The organism is Archangium lipolyticum (genome assembly GCF_024623785.1).
GTDB classification, from domain to species: Bacteria; Myxococcota; Myxococcia; order Myxococcales; family Myxococcaceae; genus Archangium; species Archangium lipolyticum.
Window position 1 is genome coordinate 389825 of sequence record NZ_JANKBZ010000005.1, and the last position, 23542, is coordinate 413366.

General features: G+C 66.2%; 21 protein-coding genes. 11 read left to right on the top strand and 10 right to left on the bottom strand.

The features are described 5' to 3' along the window. Positions 1 to 28: 28 nt before the first annotated feature. The 3 genes from NR810_RS14455 to NR810_RS14465 form a co-directional block, all read right to left on the bottom strand. Positions 29 to 1225 carry an RICIN domain-containing protein gene (locus NR810_RS14455; RefSeq protein WP_257452951.1) on the bottom strand — a complete coding sequence of 399 codons (1197 nt, stop codon included), beginning with the start codon at positions 1223 to 1225 and terminating at the stop codon, positions 29 to 31. Positions 1226 to 1510: 285 nt separating this feature from the next. After that, the gene (locus NR810_RS14460; protein ID WP_257452954.1) at positions 1511 to 2185 is read right to left on the bottom strand and encodes a hypothetical protein; all 675 of its coding nucleotides are present in this window, start codon (positions 2183 to 2185) and stop codon (positions 1511 to 1513) included. Between the two features lie 162 nt (positions 2186 to 2347). Beyond that, positions 2348 to 3466, bottom strand: a complete 1119-nt coding sequence (locus NR810_RS14465) for a PPC domain-containing protein (protein WP_257452956.1) — start codon at positions 3464 to 3466, stop codon at positions 2348 to 2350. Positions 3467 to 3782: 316 nt separating this feature from the next. On the opposite strand from NR810_RS14465, the gene NR810_RS14470 reads away from it, so the two are divergent. Further along, the gene (locus NR810_RS14470; RefSeq protein WP_257452958.1) at positions 3783 to 4463 is read left to right on the top strand and encodes a hypothetical protein; all 681 of its coding nucleotides are present in this window, start codon (positions 3783 to 3785) and stop codon (positions 4461 to 4463) included. A gap of 1 nt (position 4464) precedes the next feature. On the opposite strand, the gene NR810_RS14475 is transcribed toward NR810_RS14470, so the two are convergent. Together NR810_RS14475 and NR810_RS14480 are read right to left on the bottom strand one after the other, a co-directional pair. Beyond that, positions 4465 to 5691, bottom strand: coding sequence for a cytochrome P450 (locus tag NR810_RS14475; protein ID WP_257452960.1), 1227 nt, complete (start codon positions 5689 to 5691; stop codon positions 4465 to 4467). Between the two features lie 152 nt (positions 5692 to 5843). After that, positions 5844 to 6584, bottom strand: coding sequence for a dienelactone hydrolase family protein (locus NR810_RS14480; RefSeq protein ID WP_257452962.1), 741 nt, complete (start codon positions 6582 to 6584; stop codon positions 5844 to 5846). A 204-nt stretch (positions 6585 to 6788) separates the two neighbouring features. On the opposite strand from NR810_RS14480, the gene NR810_RS14485 reads away from it, so the two are divergent. From NR810_RS14485 to NR810_RS14500, 4 genes are all read left to right on the top strand, one after another. Further along, a complete protein-coding gene (locus tag NR810_RS14485) occupies positions 6789 to 7484 on the top strand; it encodes a hypothetical protein (protein WP_257452964.1) in 696 nt (231 codons plus the stop codon). A gap of 58 nt (positions 7485 to 7542) precedes the next feature. Continuing rightward, positions 7543 to 8427 (top strand): AraC family transcriptional regulator, encoded by an 885-nt coding sequence (locus NR810_RS14490; RefSeq protein ID WP_257452966.1) that lies wholly within the window; start codon positions 7543 to 7545, stop codon positions 8425 to 8427. A gap of 27 nt (positions 8428 to 8454) precedes the next feature. Continuing rightward, positions 8455 to 8871 (top strand): DUF2000 domain-containing protein, encoded by a 417-nt coding sequence (locus NR810_RS14495; RefSeq protein ID WP_257452968.1) that lies wholly within the window; start codon positions 8455 to 8457, stop codon positions 8869 to 8871. 104 nt (positions 8872 to 8975) lie between these two features. Beyond that, positions 8976 to 10412, top strand: coding sequence for a serine hydrolase domain-containing protein (locus tag NR810_RS14500; protein ID WP_257452970.1), 1437 nt, complete (start codon positions 8976 to 8978; stop codon positions 10410 to 10412). Between the two features lie 1271 nt (positions 10413 to 11683). On the opposite strand, the gene NR810_RS14505 is transcribed toward NR810_RS14500, so the two are convergent. Then, positions 11684 to 12985, bottom strand: coding sequence for a hypothetical protein (locus tag NR810_RS14505; protein WP_257452973.1), 1302 nt, complete (start codon positions 12983 to 12985; stop codon positions 11684 to 11686). Between the two features lie 591 nt (positions 12986 to 13576). Here NR810_RS14505 and NR810_RS14510 point away from each other — a divergent pair. Continuing rightward, positions 13577 to 14062 carry a hypothetical protein gene (locus NR810_RS14510; protein WP_257452975.1) on the top strand — a complete coding sequence of 162 codons (486 nt, stop codon included), beginning with the start codon at positions 13577 to 13579 and terminating at the stop codon, positions 14060 to 14062. A gap of 18 nt (positions 14063 to 14080) precedes the next feature. Here the strand turns inward: NR810_RS14510 and NR810_RS14515 are convergent, their stop codons facing one another. Then, a complete protein-coding gene (locus tag NR810_RS14515) occupies positions 14081 to 15127 on the bottom strand; it encodes a sensor histidine kinase (protein ID WP_257452977.1) in 1047 nt (348 codons plus the stop codon). A 264-nt stretch (positions 15128 to 15391) separates the two neighbouring features. Beyond that, positions 15392 to 16756 (bottom strand): protoporphyrinogen oxidase, encoded by a 1365-nt coding sequence (gene hemG, locus NR810_RS14520; protein WP_257452991.1) that lies wholly within the window; start codon positions 16754 to 16756, stop codon positions 15392 to 15394. 111 nt (positions 16757 to 16867) lie between these two features. Between hemG and NR810_RS14525 the strand changes: the two genes are divergently transcribed. Continuing rightward, positions 16868 to 17560, top strand: coding sequence for an SDR family oxidoreductase (locus tag NR810_RS14525; RefSeq protein WP_257452994.1), 693 nt, complete (start codon positions 16868 to 16870; stop codon positions 17558 to 17560). Between the two features lie 82 nt (positions 17561 to 17642). On the opposite strand, the gene pdxH is transcribed toward NR810_RS14525, so the two are convergent. Further along, the gene (gene pdxH, locus NR810_RS14530; RefSeq protein ID WP_257452996.1) at positions 17643 to 18239 is read right to left on the bottom strand and encodes a pyridoxamine 5'-phosphate oxidase; all 597 of its coding nucleotides are present in this window, start codon (positions 18237 to 18239) and stop codon (positions 17643 to 17645) included. A 73-nt stretch (positions 18240 to 18312) separates the two neighbouring features. Between pdxH and glgA the strand changes: the two genes are divergently transcribed. The 4 genes from glgA (at position 18313) to NR810_RS14550 (ending at position 22191) form a co-directional block, all read left to right on the top strand. Continuing rightward, positions 18313 to 19743: a glycogen synthase GlgA gene (gene glgA / locus NR810_RS14535; protein ID WP_257452999.1), complete on the top strand. Its 1431-nt coding sequence runs from the start codon at positions 18313 to 18315 to the stop codon at positions 19741 to 19743. Positions 19744 to 19778: 35 nt separating this feature from the next. Further along, on the top strand, positions 19779 to 20699 hold the full coding sequence (locus NR810_RS14540) for a serine/threonine protein kinase (RefSeq protein ID WP_257453001.1): 921 nt from the start codon (positions 19779 to 19781) through the stop codon (positions 20697 to 20699). Beyond that, positions 20699 to 21172 carry a hypothetical protein gene (locus NR810_RS14545; RefSeq protein ID WP_257453003.1) on the top strand — a complete coding sequence of 158 codons (474 nt, stop codon included), beginning with the start codon at positions 20699 to 20701 and terminating at the stop codon, positions 21170 to 21172. The genes NR810_RS14540 and NR810_RS14545 overlap by 1 nt, the downstream gene beginning before the upstream one ends. A 182-nt stretch (positions 21173 to 21354) precedes the next feature. After that, on the top strand, positions 21355 to 22191 hold the full coding sequence (locus NR810_RS14550; RefSeq protein WP_257453258.1) for a Uma2 family endonuclease: 837 nt from the start codon (positions 21355 to 21357) through the stop codon (positions 22189 to 22191). Between the two features lies 1 nt (position 22192). Here NR810_RS14550 and NR810_RS14555 read toward each other — a convergent pair whose 3' ends face one another. Beyond that, the gene (locus NR810_RS14555; protein ID WP_257453005.1) at positions 22193 to 23542 is read right to left on the bottom strand and encodes a hemolysin family protein; all 1350 of its coding nucleotides are present in this window, start codon (positions 23540 to 23542) and stop codon (positions 22193 to 22195) included.

A 23542-nucleotide genomic window follows, 5' to 3' on the forward strand; every position in this document is an offset into this window, starting at 1 on the left:
GCCCCACTGCGGTTGCGTCCGGCGAGGACTAGCAGCCGAGGTTGGAGCCGGGGCTCACGCCGAGCATGCTCGTGAAGCGCAGGTAGTTGTCGATGCGGCTCTGCACCTGGGCGGGGTTGCGGCCGTTGCACTCCAGCGCGCCGTTGATGGTGCGGATCGTCTCGCCGAAGCCGGCGCCGTTGACGATGGCGTTGTGCGCCGTCATGGAGCCAGCGCCGGTCTGCGTGGTCCAGAACCAGAAGCCCGAGCGCCAGGAGGCGGTCGCATCCCGCGAGAGGATGTCCGGGTCATTCATGAGGTTCAGCCCGAGCGCGTTGCCGGCGGCGCAGTAGTTGCCGTTCCACGACAGCTGGATGGGTCCACGGCCGTAGTACATCTTGCCCGGCGCGCAACCGCAGCCCGGGGGGCCCCAGCTGGTGTCACACATCACGCTCTTGTTGATCTCCTCGATGTACACGAGGTTGCCGGTCTCGTGCGCGATGTTGGCGAGGAAGGCCGCCACCTCGCGCTTGCGGGTGTCGGTGTCGCCCGTGGTGGCGAACGAGGGGAAGGTCGCCGCCGCCGAGATCAGGGCGTTGTAGCTGTAGAACGGGTTGCGGCCCGGGAACATGCTGTTGAACGTGGACTCGCTGAGGATCGCGCCCAGTCCGTTGCCAGGGGTGCCGCCCGCCTTGTCGAAGGTAAAGAGCTGGTTGGCGGTGCCGGTGTACGGGTACTGGACGTACTCCGTGCCGTTGTTCGCCGAGCCCCAGTACAGGTCCATCGCCATGTCCGTGTGGCGCGCATGGATGCTGAACTGGTTGTTGCCCCGGGCCACGAACTTGAACTGCTGGTTGTTCCCGCCGACGTACGTCCACTGGTGGAACAAGGCGTTCTGCGCGGTGCTGACCTCCTTGATGTCGAGCGCCTTGTTGCTGTTGACGTTGATGATCTTCCAGTAACCATCCGACGTCGGGGAGATGTGGAACTTCTGCGCGTTGGTACCGTTACAGTCCCACTGCTGCACCTTGGCTCCATCCGCGGTGCTGGACGAGGCGATGTCGACACACTTGTTGGTCATGGCCGAGCGGATGACGTAGTCGCCCTCCGTGATGCTCGACACGATGGCCGCGCTCTCCAGCTGGGCGAGCTCCTCGGCGCCCTCCAGCTCGTTGGCGGCGCAGCCACCCAGTCCACCCACGACACCCAACAGCGACAGACAACGGTACACGCTCATTCGGGACATGTTGCTCTCCTTGGGGTTGGGCCCATGAAACGGATTCGGCGTTGTGGCTCGTGTTCGAATCCGTCCGGGCACGGCTTGGCGCACTGACAGGACCGTTCCGGCCGTCAGCGACTCCTTGCCCCTGTAGAGAGCCAGGCCTCCTTTTTCGGGTCATGGCCTGATTTGCCCGGAAAGGAGGTGGTATGCGCGCCCACTGTTGGGCACGGTGCTCGAATCAAGCGGACATCGGACTACAGAGGCCACCGTCTGTCCCCAGGGTTTGCGCTTGGGCGCAGCGCTCGTTCATCAAAAGCTCGCGCCGATCCTCATGAGGTTGAGATTGAGATCGAAGACCCACTTGTCCTTGCGCGGGAGCTCCGGCCAGTCGAAGAAGGAGAAGAAGAGGCTGGAGCTGGTGACCGGGACGTTCCAGCCCCTCCCCACGCTGCCGCCCAGCACGAATGCCAGGAAGAGGTGCTCGCTCTTCACGCGATAGCCCACGTCGAGCCCCAGCGAGAGCTGGCTTCCCGTCTCCCTCCACACGCGAGCGTCCCACACGCCAATGTCGGTGACGCCCTCGTCCTGGGACACCATCCCCATCACCTTCGGCTGGATGAAGAAGCTCCCCCGCGAGGAATGCGGAGACAGGCTCCAGGCGCTTCCCACCGACAGGGCGAGTGCTCGCGTGCTGCAGGGGCCCTCGCAGCCCTGACGGCTCACGAAGGGCGTGAGCTCGAACACCAGCTCTTGCGTGGGGCTCAGGGGGACATTCAGCCCCACGGGCAGCATGAAGTACGTGTTTCCGCCGGTATCGTCCAGCAGCGGCCCCGCGAGCCCGTATGCGAGCGCGCCCACCGGTTGCACCCAGACGGACATCGAGGGCTCTGACTTCTCGGTGTCCGAAGGGAAGAGGGTCGCCTCGGGCTGGGCCCTTGCCGTTGCGGTGAAGAGGCCTGCCGCCAGGATCCACGTCTTCTTCATTGCACGACTCCCGTACACTTCGAGTGTGCCGGGCCCCTCAGCAAGCATCGGACCAGCACGCTTCCCCGTTACGAGTCTTCCCGGGGCCCGTCTTGTCTGACGCCCCTGCCGTGCTCCGTGGAAATCCGAGACCCTGACAGCCGTGTCTCGGTTCCCCGACGACTAATTGTAATAGTCCGTGTAGCTCACGCCAATGCGCAGGCCAGTGACAGGCGCGTCCTTCGCTTCGACGAGGACGTAGTAGCGGCCCGTCTTGCCCCAGCCCATCAGGCACGAGGCGTCGTTCCCGTAATTCTCATTCTTGCAGTCGTGGGAATAGGGAGTGGGCGCCTGTTCGTACTTCACGTACAGGTTCGCGTTACCGGTGCCGCCGGAGGTGAAGAACTGGACGTCGTTCTTTCCCCACGGCATGTCGATTTCGTACCGGCGCTGCTCTCCCGCGAACAGGGAGACGTCGACGTAGGGTTGTCCACGAACGAGGACGGGCGCGGTATAGGGGCGATCCAGGGTGGCCAGGAGCTGAACCCCGCTGCTTGCGGATGTGCCGTAGAGCTTGATGTAATACGTTCCAGCGCTCGGGTAATACACCGTGCACGTTTCGCTGTTGCTGTAGCCCGTCGACCTGCAATCGTACGCGTCTGCCCTGGGCCAGTCGCTTCTCCGGACGTAGAGGTCGGCGTTCCCCGTGCCCCCTGAAGTCGTGAACGTCACGCTGTTCACGCCGGAAGGAACCGTGAGCAGGTATCCGCACGAGAACAGCCCCTGCGGCGCGTTGATGTTCGAATACGTGCGCCCCACGTCCATGATGGTGGTGCTGGTGCAGGACACTCCGTAGGTACCAGTCAGGCTCGCGCCGCTGTAGTCGCCGTACCCGTAGAGCCGGACGTAATACGTACCGGCCTGGGGCGACGCGATGAGGCATTGGTCCTCAGTGGTCGTACTCATCGAGCGGCAGTCGTACGAGGCCGCGTCCGGTGTGAGGCCATACCGGACGTAGATATCCACGTCTCCTGTCCCACCTGTCGTCTTGAACGCAAGCCCCGCCGCACCACTCGGGACGGTCAACTTGTAGATGCAGGACCAGCTGCCCACCGTACCCGAGAGGTTCGTTTTCGCCACGTCCTTGGTGAGCGAGTACGTGGAGGTGCAGTCCCCCGCGAGCGGCTGCTGGAGCGCCGCGATGTCGAGCTTCGGCGCGGGCTCCGGGGCCTCCGCCCCCGAGAGCTCATTCGGTCCACATGCCGCCGCCAGCGCGAAACACGCGGCGTACATCGTTCTCATCGAAATCGTATTCACGGATGGACCCCTTGGATTGAACAGGTCAATCATCAGTTCAAACTCAGCTGCTACCGTAACGAGGGGTCCTGACACTCCAGGTTCAACGCGGGCGGAATATCTGTCTTTTGGACGCGGCGGCCTCTCCCTCCAGGTGGATGCGCTGTCACGAATGACATCGCGGTCACGAATGACTTCAATCCGTTAGCCGGGCTGCGCTGGGCTTTCCGGACTCGGGCATCATGGCTCCAGAAATTTCGCGGCCACCTGTGGATGTCAGCCGCGTCTGGAGCCGGGCACATGGCTTGCTAACGGTAAGGACATGCGAAGCCATATCGATGCTGGAAAATTCCAGGTCCTGGGTTCGAATCTGCAGATCGTCATCGATGGGTTCGGGTCGTTCACCCTCATCGCCAAGAGCATCCTCGTCGAGGAGGGCTTGGGAACCGAGGACGGCTCCGGGGCGGTGAAGTTCGACGCGGGCAGATGGTACCCGCTCGAGCGCTGGCTGAATGTGCTGACCCGGATCGAGAAGGAGTACGGCCGCTTTCTTCTCTATCAGTCGGGGATGACCACTCCGAAGAACGCGGTCTTTCCGCCAACGGTGACGGACATCCACAGTGCGTTGAAATGCCTCGAGGTGGCGTACCACATGAATCACGCCGTGCAGGGGGAGCCCATGTTCAACCCCAGCACGGGTGAGATCCTCGAGGGCATCGGCCACTACGGCTATGCGCATGCTCCCGGGAAGAATCTGATCTCCGTCGAGAGCTCCACGCCGTATCCGTGTGATTTCGACCAGGGCATCATCTTCGCGATGGCGCAGCGGTTCCAACCCTCGGCCCTGCTCACCCATGATGCCTCGGGGCCCTGCCGCAAGAACGGCGGTGAGCGCTGCACCTATCACGTCACCTGGCTGGAGGCCGTTGACGCGGTGGGCAAGCCCCGCGCTTCATCGGCCTCCGCGTCCGTTCCCGCTCCCCGCGCTCCCACGGGGCTCTGAGTCAGAACTCCACCCGCAGCGTCTCCAGATGGTGACCGACGGGGGGCGTGGGGCGCCAGTCGGGTGTCTGGTAGGCGGGACGGATGTTCGGGAAGCGGCGCAGCAGGATGCGGAAGCACTCGTCCGCCTCCATGCGCGCCAGGGCCGCGCCCAGGCAGTAGAAGGCTCCCATTCCAAACGCCATGTGCCGGTTCGGCTTGCGGGTGATGTCGAAGCGGTCCGGATCCGGGAACACCTCGGGGTCGCGGTTGCCCGCGCTCAGCGCCAGGAAGATGTGCTGTCCCGGGGGCAACGAGCGGCCAGCCAGCTCCACCGGCTCGGTGTTCACCCGGGTGATGGCTCCCGCGGGACCGTCGCAGCGCAGCATCTCCTCCACCGCCGAGGGCATCAGCTCCGGCTTCGCCTTGAGCAGCTCGAACTGCTCGGGGTTCTCGAAGAGCAGCACCAGCCCGTTGGCGATGAGGTTGGCCGTCGTCTCGTGTCCCGCGAAGAGCAGCAGCACGCAGTTGGTGACGATCTCCTCCTCGCTGTGGATGGAGCCTTCCTTCTCGGCGGCCACGAGGATGCTGATGAGATCCTGGCGGGGCTCGCGGCGGCGCTCGGCGATGATGGGCCGCATGTAGTCCTGCATCTCCAGGACGCTGCGCTGGCAGCGGCGCAGCTGGTGGATGTCCGAGGAGGGAGTGAAGATGGCCGTGATGTCGCGCGACCAGAGCTGGAGCTGCTCGCGATCGCGCGTGGGCACGCCCAGCATCTCCGCGATGACGTTGGCGGGCAGGGGATAGGCCAGGTCCTTCACCACGTCCATGCCACCCCGGTCCTTCACGAGCTCGAGCAGCTCCTCGGTGAGCTCGCGCACGCGCGGGCGCAGCCCGTCCACGGTGGTGGGCGTGAAGTAGCGCTTGAGCAGGAGTTGGAAGCGCAGGTGGTCCTTCTCGTTGGTGTGGCCCATCCACAGCTCGATGGACTTGCGCATCGGGAGCAGCTCCTCCTGCTCCGCGGGCGTCAGGCGGCCCATCCAGCCCGCCATGTTGGCGGGGGCGAAACGGCGATCCTTCAGCACCGCGAGGATGTCCGCATGGCGCGTCAGCAGCCACGAGTGCATCTGGGGAATCCAGCACAGCGGGTTCTCGGCGCGGATCCGATGCATCAGCGGCGTCTGATTCATCAGCACCTCCGGCGCGAAGAGATCGTAGGAGGGCGGGGACGAGCTCGTGGGGGCGGTCATGGGGGGGTTCTCCTCGAACACAGGCGGGCTCATCCCGCCCGGCTCCAGCATGTTCTAATTGAACGGCCCTCCCGTCTCACCCCCTTCCTGTTTCCAGGTTTACGAGATTCTGGTGTTCCGCCGGAGGAGCCGTGAGCGGGCCGGGGGTCCGCTCACTCGCGATAGAGCTTGCGCCGGAGGAAACCGAGCGACCGGCGCCAGACATCGTCCCAATCCTCCTGCCGCATCATGTGGTCCGACTCGGGGTACTCGAAGTGTTCGACGTGCGAGCCCAGCCCGGGATGCCATTGCCAGATCGTCCGTGCGAAGTCGCGGGCCCAGTGTGGCGGTACGACGCTGTCGCGGCCCGCGTTGATCAGGAGCAGTGGATGGCGCGCGCAGTCCCAGGGGCGGTGGACCGGCGCGTGGTGCATCAGCTCGCGAATCTCATCGGTGATGGGCCCTTCCCGGGGCGTCCAGTCTGGCGAGCCGAGGATGGACACGGTGGCCTGCACCCGTGAGTCATTGGCCGCCACGGTCAGCGCCGTGTAAGCGCCGAACGAGATGCCGGCGAGCCCGATGGGCCAGTGGCCCTCGGCGGCCACGTGGTCGATGACCCGTGAGACATCGTGGGCTGCCTCGCGGATGGCGTGAAGCAGGCGGGCATGGGACTCGGGCGGGCCGAGCCACGCCATCTCATCGAGCCACCCATCGCGCCGGGCACCGTGATGCGGGGCGTCCACGCCGATGGCACTCAAGCCCCAGGTGGCCAGCGCGTTCAGCTCCCAGCGCTGGGTATCCGCGTTCGCGCCAAGTCCGTGCAGGACGAGGACGGCCGGTCCAGGCCGGGGCTCGTAGTGCACCTTGAGCACGGGAATGCGTCCATCCACGAAGAATCGGTACTCGTCGGGCATGGAAGGAGTCTACAGATGCGGATGACGGAACGTCGGTCAACGGGCGGATGTCCGACCACCGGTGTCATCTGGTGACCTCCCTGGCCGATGCCGTGCCGCGCCCTTCTTGATTCTGGAGCCCTGTTCATGTCCCCGCGCCGCCTCTCCTTTCCCTCGTGCCTGTTGTTGTCCTGCCTGTGGATTTTGTCTTGTGGAGCCCCGGGTGTGTCGCGCGCGTCGGACTTCTCGTCCCAGTCGAGCGCACCAGGCGTTCCCGAGGTGGCCGCGGTGGAGTCGGACAAGACGGTGCGTCCGGACGTGCTCGTGGTGCGCTTCTCCGTGAGCCAGGAGACGGGCTCCTTGGAGCAGGCCCTGCCGGTGCTGAAGGCGGCGGTGGACCGCTACGTGCGCGCGGCGGCCGAGGCCACGAAGTCCGAGGTGGTGCCGCGCCTGGCCGGCTTCGGCGTGCAGGAGACGGGCTACGGGCGCAAGATCTCCTCGGACTCCTCCACGCGGTATGCGGTGGTGCACGGCTCGCTGGAGGTGGCCCTGCCCGCAACACTGGACTTCTGGGGCCGCTCGGCGTTGGCGGCGAAGCTGCACGAGCTGTCGCGCACCACCGCCTCGGAGGCGGAGAAGCAGAAGCTGTTTGCCTCGTTCGTGGGCCCCGTCCCCGCGTTGCGCGATCCCGAGAGCCACCGCGCCGAGCTGCTCGAGCTCTGGGTGAAGCGCACCCGCGCCTTCGCCGCCACCGCCCAGGCCGAGTCCGCCCCGCTGGCGCCCGTGGAGTGCACGCCGCCCGGTGCCGTGCAGCAGCGCGCCGTGTCGCTGGAGGAGGTGGCCCTGACGCTGCCGGTGAGCTGCCGGCTCGCGGTGGTGCCTGCCAGCGCCGGTGGCAGACCGGTGGCGGCAGGGAAGTAGCCACGGGCGGAGGTCTGGGGGAGGTGTTACATTCCAGTGCAAGATGTCCGGAAACCGCTTGCACCCTCCGAGACCTCCCCGTGCCTCTCCGCCTGGCGGGGACTGGGTCGACATCTCTCGCGATGCGGCCACGGGCATCGAGACCATCCGGGCTCACTTCACCGGCCATGCCTATGATCCGCACTTCCATGACGCGTACCTCGTCGGGGTGACGGAGCAGGGTCTCCAGGAGTTCTCCTGCCGAAGGGCGATCCACCGCAGCACGCCGGGCCGCGTCATCCTGATCGAGCCCGGAGAGACTCATGACGGGCAGGCCCGGGACGAGGCGGGCTTCACGTACCTGATGCTCTATCTGGAGCCGTCCTGGCTGCTCGAGACCTGCACCCGGGCGGCGGACGGCGCCTTCTCGCACCACCAGGTGGGCTTCCGCGCGACCCTCAATGAGGAGCCCCGGCTCGCGGCCGCCATCCGCCGGGCGTTCTGGATGCTCCACGAGCCCGAAATGCGGCTCGCGAGGGATGGGGCGTTGGACGCCCTGGCGGAGGCACTCAATCCCCACCTCGGCGCGTCCGTGATGGCCAGGGCGGGAGGGGCCGCGACCCGCGCCGCACGCCGGGCCCGTGACCTGCTGCGCGAGCACATGGAACAGGACCTGGGGCTCGAGGAGCTCGCCCGGCTCTGCGGAGCGGACCGCTTCCAGCTGTCACGGGCGTTTCGCGCGGCCTACGGGCTGCCGCCGCACGCCTACCTCGTGCAGCTCCGGCTCGCCGCCGCGCGCCGGAAGCTCGCGGCGGGCGAGGCTCCCGCCGCCGTCGCCGCCGCCGTGGGGTTCGCCGACCAGAGCCACCTGGGCCGCTGGTTCCGCCGTGCGTTCGGGCTGACCCCCGCGGCCTACCGCGCGATCTGCACGAACGTTCCAGACCGGAAGTCCCTCCACCGCTGAGGATGCGCCTCGGCAACGGAGGAAACCATGTCCGAGCAGCTCACGACCAAGGTCGCGCTCATCGTGCGCGAGGACCTCGCCATGTGGCAGAGGTTGAATGTCACCGCCTTTCTCGCCACCGGCATCGCCGCGTCGGCACCAGAAGCCATCGGCGAGCCCTACGTGGATGCCGCGGGGCGGCGCTACAGCCGGCTGCTCGGTCAGCCGATGCTCGTCTTCAGCGCCACACGCGCGCAACTCCAGGGCGCGCATCGGACCGCCCTCGAGCGGGGGCTGACCGCCGCGGTCTACGTGGGCGCCATGTTCTCGACGGGCAATGACGAGGCGAACCGCGCGGCACTGCGGGCCGAGAACCCGGAGGACCTCGATCTGGTGGGCCTGGCGGTGCGCGGAGATCGGAAGCAGGTCGACAAGGCCGTGAAGGGGCTGGCGCTTCACAAGTGATGAGGCTCTGAGCCTCAGCGCGCGTGACCTCGGCCTGGATGGGGGAGGGGGGCGCATCTCTCGGATTCGTTGACACCCGATCTGCGAATGCGAGGTTGGGCCGTATGTGCTCAATCGCTCATCACCGCATGGTCCTGGCCGCGCTCCTGCTCGCCACGGGCTGCGCGACGCAAAACCTGTCGCGCTCCGACGAGGCGCGTAGCGGTGCGCCCGCCGATCCCGTGGACGACTACATCCATGCGGTCATGCGGAAGAACCATGTCCCCGGCGTAGCCCTGGCTGTCGTTCGTGACGGCCAGATCGAGAGGATCTCCACGTACGGCATCGCGGATCTGGAATCCGAGGTGAAGGTCGGGCCTGACACCTCGTTCCAGACCGCCTCCGCCACCAAGATCTACACAGGCACGCTGGTGATGCTGCTCGTGCAGGAGGGCAAGCTCGGTCTCGACGAGCCAGTCTCGAAATACCTGCCCGATGCGCCCGCGACCTGGAAGGCCATCACCCTCCGGCACCTCGCCGCCCATGTGTCGGGCCTGAAAGACAATCCTGATGACCAGGAGAGCGCTGCCTCGGTCGCCGAGCGGTACGAGGCCGCCAGGAAGGAGCCCCTGGCCTATACGCCCGGCGAGCGCAGCGAATACGGCCTCACGGATTTCGTCGTGCTCACCCATGTCCTGGAGAAGGTCACGGGCCAGCGCTTCGAGGAACTGCTCCGGAGCCGCATCTTCGAACCGCTCGGCTTCTCGTGCACGCGCTACGAGCATGCGCAGCAGCAAGGGCCGGTGCGCGTGGCAGATGTCATCCCGCGCCGTGCCACCACCTACCGCTTCGTGGACGGTGTGCAGCGGCGCGCCTGGTTCCTCTATCCGGTCCACGCCTATGCTGCCGGTGGAGCTTTCTCCTGCGTGAAGGACCTCGCCCGCTGGGCCGTGGCCATGGACCAGGGCACGCTGCTGACCCCGGAGATGCAGCGGGTGGCAGCCACGGCCTTCAAGCTGAACGACGGCCGCGCGGGCGGCTTCGGCGTGGCGTTCACCCTGGGTAAGCTGCGGGGATCGTCGGCCTTCGGGCATGCCGGTGGCGGCTCGCTGGCTGACGTGCTGCGCGTCCCGGAGAGAAAGCTGACGGTCATCGTATTGACCAACGAGCAGGGGCTCCTCCCGCTCCTGGCCCCCAACGTCGCGAGCCTCTACATGCCGCCTCTGCCGGCATTGGACGAGCCCGGCATCACGGACGCGGAGCCCGCCCTGACCGCTGTGCTCCGCGGGGCCGTGGAGGGCTTGTTGAACGGCACCCTCGATGATGCCGCGTTCGCGCCGCGCGCCCAGCAGGAACTCCTGCCGATGCTGCGTGGGTTCGGAACCCCGGAGAACGCCCTCCTTCCGCCTCTCGGCCGGATGGTTCTGCTCGAGGAGCGTAGGGACGGCGAATCGCGCAAGCGCATCTATCGAGCGGTGTACGGCAAGGATGTTTCGCTGAAATGGACCTTCAACCTGGATGCCACAGGCAAGATCCTTGAGCTGGAGTACGACTGGGAATGATCAGCAGTCACTGCTCAAGCGATTGCGGCGGCGGCGGGGCCTTGAAGACGGGCGCGTAGCACTTGCCTTGATACTCGAAGAGGGCATTCGGGAACGGTGCCTTCAGCTCGTGAGGCATCAAGCAGGCGCCTACCAGCTCGACCTCCACGTAGCGAGTGCGGGGGCGACTCTGACCTTTGAAAGGTTCACGCGGGAGGGCCGGGCGAGCCCGGGTTGCCCCTGGGGTGTGATGTCCCTGTACGTACTGGTGAACGAGTCCGACATTTCGGTATCCATCGGCTCCTCATGCTCCAAGGGCGAGGCTCTCGCCACAGGGCTCGGTTCGCCTAGCGGTGGGGACGCGGGAGCCCTGTGGAGCAGCGCGAAGACCAGGACGCCCACCGCGGCGGCGCCAGCCAACACCCGCCCCAGAAGCCGCCAGGGGCGAGGCTCGTCGATGGCGGGGAAGGCCTCGGCCATGCGCCTCATTCCCTCACGCACATCCTCGAACAGGTACGCCAGCGCCTCCAGCGAGTGTCTGTCGGGGGCAGTGGACCAGCGCGAGTCCTCACCTCCATGGCCACATAGCTGGGCGAGGCCGAGGAGACGCATCGCACCTGCCAGTCGTCCTTCAGCGGCACTTCGTCCTCCAAGGCGGCGGGATCGAGCACAAGGGCCGTAGCCCCATTCTTCTCGTTCGTGGCCCGGTAAAGCGCTCCCCGGGTGTGTTCGTTCTGCGGCATCTGCTCGCGCAGCAGGTACGGCCCACCTTCTCGGCTTCCTCCCAGTTCGACCCGGTCTTCTTCTCCACGCGTTCTCCTCGTGGCCTCCCCACCCGTGCGAGGCCTGACCCTCTCGTTTGCACTGGGTCAAGAGAGTTACACGGTGATGCTGGGTCGTCCTACTCCTTGGGTGTGACCACTACTGGAGAGACATTCGCTTTAAGGGGATGTGCGCAGGGAAAGCTTGTTTTAAGGATTGGGTGGTGCAGGCACAGCATCCGCGTACTTGGCCTGCTCTACTCAATCACAATACACAGCCTCTGAGGCATGCGTGCCTCCGTCACCTCGTTCTGAGGTGGCGACTCGATGTTGACCCTGACCACCTTTCCAGAGAATTACCAAATTTGGTCGATGTCAAAATTTTAGGAAGCGCCATCAGTTGTTTTCGCGTCGCCGGAGTGAACAGGCAGTTGAGTCTGGTGCTTGGTGCTCACGGGTGCACTTGCTACGGGGTTTTCCCTTCGGCTCTTTGTTGTTGATTGGCGGTTGAGGATAATACTCGGAGCCCCATCAAACAAGCAGCTTGAACCTCGAACCAAGAATCGCCAGTGGGCGTGGCGCATAAGTGGCCGCATTGCCTTGGGTTGATTTGGCAAGAAGTCCCTTTTCTTGCAAGGGTTGGAGATAGCCCTGGATGAAATTTGGCGCATTTTGAATGCTGTAATCCTTGTAGTCTTTGGGGCGTGCTGATCCTTTTTCGCAGATCAACCGCAATACCCGTTTCTCTCTATCCGAGAGCTTCAATCGGCCGAGCTGCTGCTTGGTGGAGGTTTGAAGAATTTTTTCAGCCTGCGAGGGCGGGATGGTGCGCAATTTTGGATCGTCAGCAATGGCGTCAGTTATAATCTCATCTGCAACCTTGAATACGTATCGGATCTCTCCAGACGATGCGTCAAATAGAACCCGAAGTAGCTCTTCGCCAATAGGCGCAACGGCATCATCTCTAAGTCGATAAAAGTTTAAGCGGGCTTGTGTGGCGAGATTGAAATCATCCCACGAAAGTCCTTCCAAGGTCGTTTCCGTGCCTTTGATTCGCTGCGTAACTCTCGGGGCTTCTGCGTCAATCAAGTCATATAGGCCCCGCTGGCCAATCAGGACCCACCAGATGGACTTCATTGCAAAAAGAGTGTCGCGGTATTTGTTTAATAGTTTGATAACATCGTCTGAGTCGACCATTTCTATATTGTCGATGGCCATGACGATGCCGCGGTAACTGCGTATTTGTCTTGCGGAATCCGCAAGGGCCGCCAACCGATCAACCAAAGAATCTGGAGAAAAGTCTTCCAGCTTCCTCTTAGAAACAGTGGAAGAGAATGTAGCATTGGCGCCGACCCCCATGACTGTCCCGCCGCCTCCCTTTGATGTGCTCTCGGATTGATTAAGCGAGTCCATCCAATCCGCTGTTTCGGCAACGATAGATGGGATGGGTTCTCCGAGGAGGCTACAACTCCATTTGACGGAGTTGATCGCAGAGCGGATGAATCTGCCTAGTAGATTGTGTTCCTCGATCTTTTCTTCGAGCTGCACAGTTTTGACGCAAGGCATGATCAATGGAGGATCAAATACAAGGTCAAAATCTCTTTTCCCCATCAAACAAAGATACTGACAGACGTTCAAGAAGCTGGTCTTGCCAGTTCCGATGTTTCCGCCAATGACTGTTGTAGTCCCTGTGGCGGAATCCCACTTCCCCATCAAGCGCCGTATCTCTGCGCCTCGACCAACAAAAAGATCCACACCCTCTCGTGAAATACTCAGTGGAGTTGCGAAATATGGGTTTTCGCGAAATCCAAGTACATTCCAAAGACTTTGCATTTTTGCCTATGTTTTTTTTGATGGGTGTTTTAATTTTTATATTTTGGAGGTTTGACTCGACAAGAGAAGCGTTTCCAGAGTTTCCCATTGGGTTCCGCCTAGTGGATCTCCGTTGAGATCTGTAGTCGGAACTCTCTCCTTGGCGAACCGTTGAGTCATGGGGTCCTTCTTCTTGGGTTCGTCGTTACTTCCCATGAGGCCAACCAACTGTCCCGTGCTCAATGATGCGAACTCGATGATCCAGTCGTTGTTGAAGTTCAACAGCTTCCGGAATGGCTTGCTCCATAGGATTTTGCTCCCCTCGCGGATGGCTGCATCTACAGGGCCATTAGTTGATGCTTCGCTCTGGTTGGGCAGAAGGCTCCTAGCCACAGTGGCTCTGCTCGCTCTTTCGACAATTCTGAGGGAGAAGGAGATGTGGCGCAAGGACATCTGCACGCCGGCCCATGACAGGGGCATTGATGCTGGCGGAGGAATCATTGATGCCCGCGTCTGGCACGAGACACAGTGCAAAGTGTGCTTCGATGCCTCTAAGCGCTACCTGTTATGGCCCAAGGAGACCAACGATAAGCCCTGTCCGGGAACGTGAGCATGCGACGCACACGAAAAGAGCGAGGACTGGCGCGCGGGCCGGAAAAGGATCAGCTCCTCTTGAAGCTGCTGAAGGCCGATGCCCCATACGAGGAGATCAGGCGCGCATTGCTGGAGCTGGAGAAACGGTGGTTACGCGAGGCGAAGACCGAGGTCGAGCGTCAGCAGACCCGGCGCGGCATCGCGGAGGAGCTCGTCTCTCAGTCGTACTCGTTCGACATGCCCTGGGAGGAGTTCGGCCAGTGGCTTCGTCGTGTCCAACGGCTCGGCTTCTCCAACCTCGCCCTGCGCGTCCACAGCGCCTGTCTCTACGTGCAATCCCTCCACCTCTTCCCCCGTCGAGCTCGAGAGGCCTGGGACATGCTGGAGGACGCGGAGCGAAGGGTCCTGCGCATCCGCAAGGAGCACTTCCTCCGGAAGGAGAGCTTGAACGCCATTGCTCATGCGAAGGCCGTGGCCACAGTGAGCAGACCCTCCTCTCGATGAAGGGGGACCCGCGGTCGCTCAGGTGACGACGCCGGGCACGGGGCCGGAGCGGGGCAGGGTGACGGCGACTCGGGTGCGCTCCGCCTCGCTGGTGAGCGCGAGGCTCGCGCGTCCGGCGTATGCGAGCGCGAGCCGGCGCTCCACCGTGGGCAGGCCGCTGCTCCCCTCGCGCGGCCCCTTCGAGGTGCCGGGGTTCTCCAGGGTGAAGGCGATCTCGTCGCCTCGTGCCCGCACCGTGAGGGCGATGGGCCCCCGATGGCCAGCGGCGGGCCCGTGTTTCACCGCGTTCTCCGCCAGGGGCAACAGCACCAGCGGCGGCACGGGGAAGGACTCCAGCCCTGGCTCCACCTCCACCGAGAGCTGGAAGAGGTCCGGATCTCTCAGCAGGTGCAGGTCGAACAGGGTGCGCACCAGCTCCAACTCGCGCTCCAGCGGCCAGGTGGCGGCCCTCACCCCGGCCAGCACGCTGCGCAGCATGGCCGACAGCCTCAGCACCGCCGCCTCGGCCACGGCTCCATCCGTCTGGCACCACTCGGCGATGGCGTTCAGCGTGTTGAAGAGGAAGTGCGGATCCAGGTGGCTGCGCAGCGCCAGCAGTTGCGCCTGCTCCGCCTCCAGCTCGAGCCGGGCCGCACGGGCCCGTTCGCGAGCGAGGCTCTCCTCGAAGCCGATGTCCCTCCCCAGTCCCCAGCCACCCACCAGGAACAGGCCCATGCACACCGCCAGGCTGTACCGGTCCGTGAGGAAGGTGCGCCCGATGTCCAGCAACTGCGGTAGCACCACGCCCACCGAGAGCACGACGCCCACTCCCACCGTGGCGTAGAGCAGCAGCCGGATGCCTCCGTGGCTGAAGTCGAGTCCCTCGGGGAAGATGACGCGGTAGGACACCGGGGCCACCGCCACGCACAGGGCGCACATCAGCACCCCCAGCGGGCCCGCCATGCTCTGCTCGCTGAAGCGCGCCTGCGCCGCCACCAGCGGCAGGCACACGAGCACGATGGGGATCAGCCGCCTGGGCACCAGGAGCGCCTTGAGCGTGGCGCGGACGATGGAACCTTCGTTCATGGCGGATCGCGAGCCAGCATACCACCCGCCCTCGGCCCAGGCGGTGAGGCTCACGTGCTCGCTTCCCTCGTCTCCCTGGCGCCCAGTGCCAGCGCGCCCAGCAGAACCACGGGGAAGAGGAGGACGGCCAGGGGCACGAGCAGCGAGGCGCGCATGGTTGGCTCCGGAGTGGGGGTCATCCGGAGAGTGTCTCGTCCGCCCCTGACATGGGAGGCCGTCCTGGCGAGCGGTCGGAAGCCGCCGGTGAACGGTCTCCCGCTCCCCTCAACGCGCGAGCGTGTCCACCAGCGACCGCGCGTGCCGGATGCAGTCGAGGATGCCGATTCCCTTGTAGGCGTTGCCCGTCAGGTGCAGTCCCGGCCAGCGCGCCACTCCCTCGTCGATGGCCGCCACCCGGTCCAGGTGCCCCACGTTGTACTGGGGGATGCCCCGCTTCCAGTGGATGACCTCGGAGAAGATGGGCTCGGCCGTCACCCCGGCCAGCTCCCGCAGCTCCTCGCGCACCAGCTTCACCAGCGCCTCTTCATCCAGCTCCACCAGGTCCGGCCTCTTCGCCCCTCCCACCATGCACGAATAGAGGATGCGCCCGCCCTCGGCCCGCCAGGGGAACGTCGACGAGGCGTGGATGGTGCCGAGGATGCGCCGCCGCTCCACCGTGGGCACCAGGAAGCCGAAGCCGTCCGGCGGCGGCATCGAGCCCGGCGCGAAGCCCAGGTGCACCACCGCGATCGGCGCGTACGCGATGCCCTCCATCCGCGTCGCCAGCTTCTCGTCCAGCGGCCTCAGCAGCCCCGCCGCCACGTACGCCGGCACCGCCAGCACCACCTGGTCCGCCTCCAGCTCCGCCTGCAGGCCGTGCTCCTCCACCGCGAGCTTCCAGCCCGTGCCCTCCCGCCTCAGTCCCGTCACCCGCGCCCCCGTCCGCGCCGCCGGCCCCAGCTCCCGCGCCAGCGCCTCCACCAGCACCTCCAGGCCTCCGTCGAACGAGCACACCGCCCCCGTCGGCCTCGGCGCTCCCTCTCCCGGCGGCAGCGCCTTGCGCTCCTCCGCCCTCGCACGCGCCATCCCCAACACCAGGCTGCGGTGCTTCCTCTCCAGCTCCACCACCTTCGGGAAGACGGCCCCCACGCTCAGCGCCTCCACGTCCCCCGCGTAGATGCCCGTCTGCATCGCGTCCACCAGCACCTCTGTGGCCAGCTTCCCCACATGTCGGCGCCCGAACGCCCCCAGCGACTCGTCCCCCTCGGGCGCACGCCGCGTGAAAAGCTCCCCCGCCATCCGCAGCTTCGCTCCCAGTGGGAGGATGTCCGACTTCAGGAACGCCGGCGGCGACATCGGCAGCGCCCTCAGCTTCCCTCGCGTGTACAGGTAGCGCCTCTTCGCCCCGGGGTCCGCCGCGCGGATCCGCCCCTCGATTCCCAGGCTCGCCGCCAGCTCCCTCAGGCTCGGCTCCCGGTCCACGAAGCTGTTCGGCCCCGCCTCCGTGATGAAGCCCTCCCGCTTCCTCGTCTGGATGTTGCCCCCCAGCCGCGCTCCCGCCTCCAGCAGCGTCACCTCGGCTCCCCTCGCGCGCAGCCCCTGGGCCAGTGTCAACCCGCTGACCCCTCCTCCAATGATGACGACGCTCATGTGACTGGTTCCACTCCTGGTGCAAATACCGGTTTCAACCGGTCATCACTCCCCCGTCAAGTGCCGCGGAGCGTCATGTCTTTGCAGCCCCAAGACACATTTAATGGGGCCATGCGCTATGCCATCACTGGTGCCAGTCGCGGTCTGGGTCTCGAGTTCGTTCGTCAATTGCTCAACCGCGGCGATTCCATCGACGCGGGCGTCCGTGCCCCCTCCGCGGCCCGGCACCTCCAGGAGCTCGCCCTCTCCTCCGGCGGCCGGCTCCGCGTACACCCGCTCGATGTCTCGGATCCTCACAGCGTGAGGGACTTCGCCTCCTCCGTGGGCCACGGCCAGCCCCTCGACGTCCTCATCAACAGCGCCGGCGTCTTCGGCAAGAACCAGCCCCTCTCCGGGCTCGACTTCGACGACGTCGCCGGCACCCTCTCCGTCAACACCTTCGGTCCCCTCCGCCTCACCGCCGCCCTGTTGCCCTCGCTCCGGCTCGGCTCGGCGCGGCGCGTCGTCCACATCACCTCCGGCATGGGCTCCATCGCCGACAACGGCATGGGCGGCTTCTATGGCTACCGCCTCTCCAAGGCCGCCCTCAACATGGCCATGCGCAACATGCACCTGGAGCTGCGCGGCGAGGGCTTCGTCACCATCGCCCTCAACCCCGGCTGGGTCCAGACCGACATGGGCGGCCCCGAGGCTCCCCTCCGCCCTGAACAGTCCGTCCGCTCCATGCTCGAGGTCATCGACCGGTTGTCCGCCGAGCACGGTGGCCGGTTCTTCGACCACGATGGTCAGGAACTGCCCTGGTAGGTCCTTGGGTTGAACCCCAGGGGCTTCATCCCCTCACCCCGTCCCTCTCCCAGTGGGAGAGGGGTTTTTTTGGAGGGGCGGGTTACGGGTAGAGGACTACCGTTCTCCAGCCGCTTCCTTCTCTCTCGTACACGAGCCGGTCATGCAGCCGGCTCGGCCTCGCGTGCCAGAACTCGATTCGCTCGGGCACCACCCTCAGCCCCGACCAGTGCGGCGGTCTCGGTACTTGCTGCCCCTCGTATTCGCGCGTCAGCTCCTCCACCCGCTTCTCCAGCAGCTCCCTCGACGGCAACGGCTGGCTCTGCAGGCTCGCCCACGCCCCCACCTGGCTCCCTCTCGGCCGGCTCTGGAAGTACGCGTCCGCTTCCTCGTCCGACACCCGCTCCACTCGCCCCTCCACCCGCACCTGTCTCTCCAGCGGCTGCCAGAAGAAGCAGAGCGACGCCCAGGGGTGGGCCAGCAGCTCCCGCCCCTTGCGGCTCTCCAGGTTCGTGTAGAAGACGAAGCCCCGCGCGTCGAAGTCCTTCAACAGCACCACGCGCGTGGACGGTTTGCCGTCGGGCCCCACCGACGCCACCACCATGGCGTTGGGGTCCACCGGGATGACTCGCTTCGCCTCCTCGTAGAGGACCGCGAAACGCTCGAAGGGATCCTTGGGTAGTTCCACGCCCCCTACCATACCAACCCACTCCCAGAGTGCGAGCCGCGTGTTTGGGTTGACTCGCCCGTCACACACGGCATCGTCTCATTCCATGAAGATTCTCTACGTGGCCTCCGAAGTCACACCCTTCTCCAAGACGGGTGGGCTCGGGGACGTAGCCGGTGCCCTGCCCGCGGAGCTCGCGGCGCTCGGCCACGAGGTCAAGGTCGTCACCCCCCGGTACGCCTCCATCCAGGACGCGCGTCTCACCCCCACCGGCCACCAGCTGGAGCTGCGCTTCCCCTTCGGCGTCGAGCGCGGGCCCATCCTCTCCCTCCGCCAGTCGCCCAACCTGGAAGTCCTCTTCCTCGAGAACGAGCACTTCTACGGACGCTCCGGCATCTACGGCGACTCCTGGGGCGAGTTCGGCGACAACCACCGGCGCTTCGCCTACCTCTCCATCGGCGCCCTCCAGGTCGCCCAGCGCCTCCGCTTCTTCCCGGACATCATCCACCTCAACGACTGGCAGACCGGGTTGACGCCCGTGGCCCTCCAGCGCGGCTTCCAGGGCACCGCCCTCGCCCGCGCCAAGACGGTGCTCACCATCCACAACCTCGCCTACCAGGGCCAGTTCGGGAAGCACGTCATGGACGAGCTCGGGCTGCCGTGGGACCTCTTCAACGCCGAGCACGGGCTCGAGTTCTGGGACGCGGTGAACTTCCTCAAGGGCGGCATCCAGTTCTCCGACGCCCTCACCACCGTCTCGCCCACCTACGCCAAGGAGATCCAGGAGCCCGAGGGCGGAGCCAGCCTCGACGGGCTTCTGCGCCGCCGGCGCGGGGTGCTCACCGGCATCATCAACGGCATCGACGTGCACGAGTGGAACCCGGAGACGGACACGTACCTCCCCACCCGCTACGGGGCCAATGACCTGAGCGGCAAGGCCGTCTGCCGGCGCGCGCTGCTGCGCCGCGCCGGGCTGCGGGAGGACACCCAGGCCCCGGTGTTCGGCATCGTCTCGCGGCTGGCCTGGCAGAAGGGGGTGGACCTGCTGCTGGAGGTGATGCCCCAGGCCCTCCAGTCCGACATCCGCTTCGTCGCGGTGGGCAGCGGCGAGGCCCGCTTCGAGGATGGGCTGCGCGCCCTCCAGCACCAGTTCCCCGAGCAGGTGGGGACGTACATCGGCTTCGACCCGGCGCTGTCCCACCTGGTGGAGGCGGGGTCGGACTTCTTCATCATGCCCAGCCGCTACGAGCCGTGCGGCCTCAACCAGATGTACTCGCTGCGCTATGGCACCGTGCCCATCGTCCGGGCCACGGGCGGACTCGTGGACACGGTGGACGGGGGCATGGACGGGGATGGCATCCTCTTCGAGGCCTTCCACCCGGCGGCGCTGCTGGCGGCGCTGCGCCGCGCCCAGGCCCTCTACGCCGAGCCGGAGCGGCTGCTGGCCTTCCGGCGCAGGGGCATGGGCCGCGACTTCTCCTGGGCCGCTTCCGCTCGGAAATACGAGCGCCTCTTCGCCTCCCTGCTGACGGAATAGTGTGGCTCCAACGAAAAGCGGAGTAGGCTCGGATCGTGTCGCATCAAGCAGCGGACCTGGGAGGTTATGAGGTCATCGGCCGTCTCGCGGTAGGCGGGATGGCCGAGGTGTTCCAGGTGCGAGCCAGGCCCACCACGCAGCGCTCGCCCGGGGAGCCGGAAGAGGTGGTGCTCAAGCGGCTGCTGCCCACGTACCGCAACGATGGCGCGTACGTGAAGGCCTTCGTCGACGAGGCGAAGCTCACCGTACGCCTGCGCCACCCGCACATCGTCCGCACCTTCCGCCTCTTCAAGGCCGGGCCGGACTACCTGATGGTGCAGGAGCTGGTGGCGGGCCGGACGCTGGGCTTCATGCAGGAGCTGCTGATGAAGGCCGGGGCCGCGATGCCTCCGGCGGCGGCCTGCTACATCGCCTGGTGCGTCCTCAAGGCGCTGGACTACATCCACCGCGCGAAGGCGGGCGAGGGCGGTGCCACCATCGTCCACCGCGACGTCAACCCCGCCAACATCCTGCTGAGCGTGGCGGGGGATGTGAAGCTCACCGACTTCGGCGTGGCGGACGTGGAAGGGGTGATGCGCGGGGACACGGGGGCGCTGCGCGGCACGGTGTCGTACATGAGCCCGGAGCAGGTGCTGGGCCAGCCCGTGGACACGCGCAGCGACCTGTACTCGGTGGGCGTCATCCTCTGGGAGCTGCTGTCCAACCGGCGCCTGTTCACCGGGGATGGCGAGGCGGAGCTGATGCACCGGGTGCGCGATGCCCGTGCGCCGCTGCTGTCCGGCGTGCAGCCAGAGCTGCCGGACTACGCGGTGCAGGTGGTGCGCAAGGCCCTCTTCGCGGACAAGGCGCGCCGATTCCAATCCGCGGCGGAGTTCATCCGCGCCCTGGAGGTGCTGTCGCGCCGCACCGGGTGGCCGCTCTCGGTGGATGCGCTCAAGCCGCTCCTGGGGGGCTGATGCGCTGGCTCCTGCCGCTGCTCCTGCTGCCGTGGCTCTCCGGGTGCGCCGGGGTGACGCTGCGCCCGCATGCCCTGGACGAGGCGGTGAAGGTGGAGGACGTGGGCCTCTCCTTCTCCCCGAAGGGCCCTGGCGAGCTCACCCTGCGCCTGGAGGTGGAGAACCCCACCTTCTGGGACGCAGAGGTGACGGGGGTGGACTTCGAGCTGCGCATGGATGGCAGGCGCTACGCGGTGGGCACGCGCGGGGTGAGCCTGCGCCTGGCCTCGGATGAGCGCCGCGCCCTGACGGTGTCCTTCCCGCTGCAGTCCGAGCCGGGAGGGGCCGAGGTTCCTCCGCGCACATGGCGGGTGGAGGTGGGCGGCGGCGTGGCGCTCGATTTTGGCGGAGAGACGGTGCGCCTGCTGCCCTTCCGCGCGGAGCGGACCCTGCGGCTCCAGTACTTCCGGCCCATGGTGCTCGCGCCGGAGTGAGGCGCTGAGGCGCGGCACCGGGTGTCGGACGGCTTGACCTGACCCATGAAGTCACGTCTCATGTCCCCATGTTCAAGGTGGGGTGGGAGGCAGGTGGCTGGCTGGACGCCGTCTGCTCGACGCTTGTTCGCCGGCCCCACTTGGTCACCTTCCTGGAGGGACTTAGTGTGTCTACCAGCACCATGAGCGCTGACTCCTATCGCTTCGATCCGGACGATCCGCGTGCGCCTCCCCAGGAAGTCTGGGAGCGGCTCACTCCCGAGGAGCGCGCCCGCATCGTCGACAGCCTGCCGTTCGAGTTTCCGGTCTCCGAGGCGAATCCTCCTGAAGGAGATCCGCACTTCGAAGCCAAGGTGCGTGTTCGCGAGGTGCTGGGAGGCTTCTTCTCCCGCATCGGACGCAAGGTGTACCTGGGATGTGAGCTGCCCGTGTACTACCCGGGCGAGCGCATGTTCGCTCCCGATGTCATCGCCGTGATGGACGTGGAGCCCCATTCACGCATGCGCTGGGTGGTGAGCGCCGAGGGCAAGGGGCTCGACCTGGCCCTGGAAATCCATGTCGCGGGTGAGCGGCGCAAGGACCTGGAGCGGAACGTGGAGCGCTTCGCCCGGCTCGGCATCCGCGAGTACTTCCTCTTCGACCGGGGGCGGCTGAAGCTGACCGGCTGGCGGCTGGCCGGGGAGGGACGGCGCGTCTACCAGCCCATCGTGCCGCAGCACGGGTTCTACACGTCCGAGGTGCTTGGCCTGGAGCTGCAGCTCGAGGGCGAGCGGTTGCGCTTCTATCTCGGCCGGGCCGCGCTGCCGGAGGCGGACGAGATGATCTCCACGCTCGAACGGATGGTGGGGGAGGCGGAGGCTCACCGCACCGAGGAGGCTCAAATGCGTGCCGAGCTGGAGCAGCGGCTCGTCCAGGAGGCTCGGCTGCGCCTCGAGGAAACCCACCGTCGCGAGGAGTCCGAGCGCAAGCTGGCCGAGGCCCTCGCGGAGCTGGAGCGGCTGCGCGGCCGCCGCCGCTAGCTCAGACCTTGAGCTCCTGTCCCACGGAGTCCTTGCTCGGGGTCTCCTTGGGCGGCGTGGGCTCCTTGGTGGGCGTCTTGAGCTTGGTCATCCGCACGCGGTCGATGCGCGCCCCTTCCTTGGCGTGGACGGTGAAGGCCCAGCCGTTGAAGGTGAAGCGCTCGCCCACGTCCGGCAGGTGGCCCGCCAGCGAGGACAGGAAGCCGCCCAGCGTGTCGAAGTCGCCCTCCGGTAACGGGAAGCCGAAGGCCTGGGTGAACTGATCCACCTCCAGGGCCGCGTCCACCAGGAAGCTCCCGTCGGCCTGCTTCTCCACCTGCTTCTCCTCCACCTCGAACTCGTCGCCGATGTCGCCGACGATCTCCCGGAGGATGTCCTCCAACGTCACGATCCCCATGAAGCCGCCGTATTCGTCCACCACGATGGCCATGTGGATCTTCTTGCGCTGCATCTCGCGCAGCAGGTCCCCGATGGGCTTGAGCCACGGGACGAAGTGCGCGGGGCGGATGGTGTCCTGCAGCACGATGAGCTCGGGGTGCTGCAGCAGCGGGATGAGGTCTCGAGCGTGGAGCACGCCGAGGATGTGGTCCACGTCGTCCCGGTAGACGGGGATGCGCGAGTGGTTCTCTTCCGCCAGCAGGCGCAACACCTCCTCGGGCGGGGTGGAGATGTCCACGCACACCACCTCCGTGCGCGGCACCATCACGTCCCGGCAGCGCTTGTCCGACAGCTCGAAGATGGAGCGGATGAGCTGCGGAGCACTCTGATCCACCTCCTCCTTGGCCGCCTGGGCGGCGAGCAGCTTCTCCAACTCCTCGAGCGGCGGCGGCGGGGGCTCGAAGCGCAGGGTGCGGCCGAAGCCGCGCGCCACCAGGTTGATGGGCCCCATGAGCAGGCGCATGGGCGGGTAGAAGAGCAGCACGAGCAGCGACACCAACCACGACAGGCGCAGGGCCCAGCGCTCGGGACCGGCGTTGGCCAGGCCGCGCATCGTCACCTCGACGAGCGTGGCCAGCAGGCCCACCAGCAGGGAGCCGGCCAGCACGGTGGCCACGTCCAGCCAGGGCGCCTCACCCAGACGGGTGAAGTCGAGCAACTGCGGCGGCACGAAGGCGCCGATAGCGGCGGCCAGGAAGCCGCTGAGCACCATGCCCACGCGCAACGCGGTGGCGGTGGGTTCCCGCTCCGTCTTGTGGCGCAGCACCCGGCCACCAGAGACCGGGGAGGCCTTCGCCAGCTCCTGGGCGCTCAGGTCCGAGGTCCCATAGAGGGCCGATTCGGCGGCGGCGATGAATCCTCGGGTGAAGACGAGGGCCAGGCAGGCGATCCAGAGGGCCCAGGTAGGAGGCAT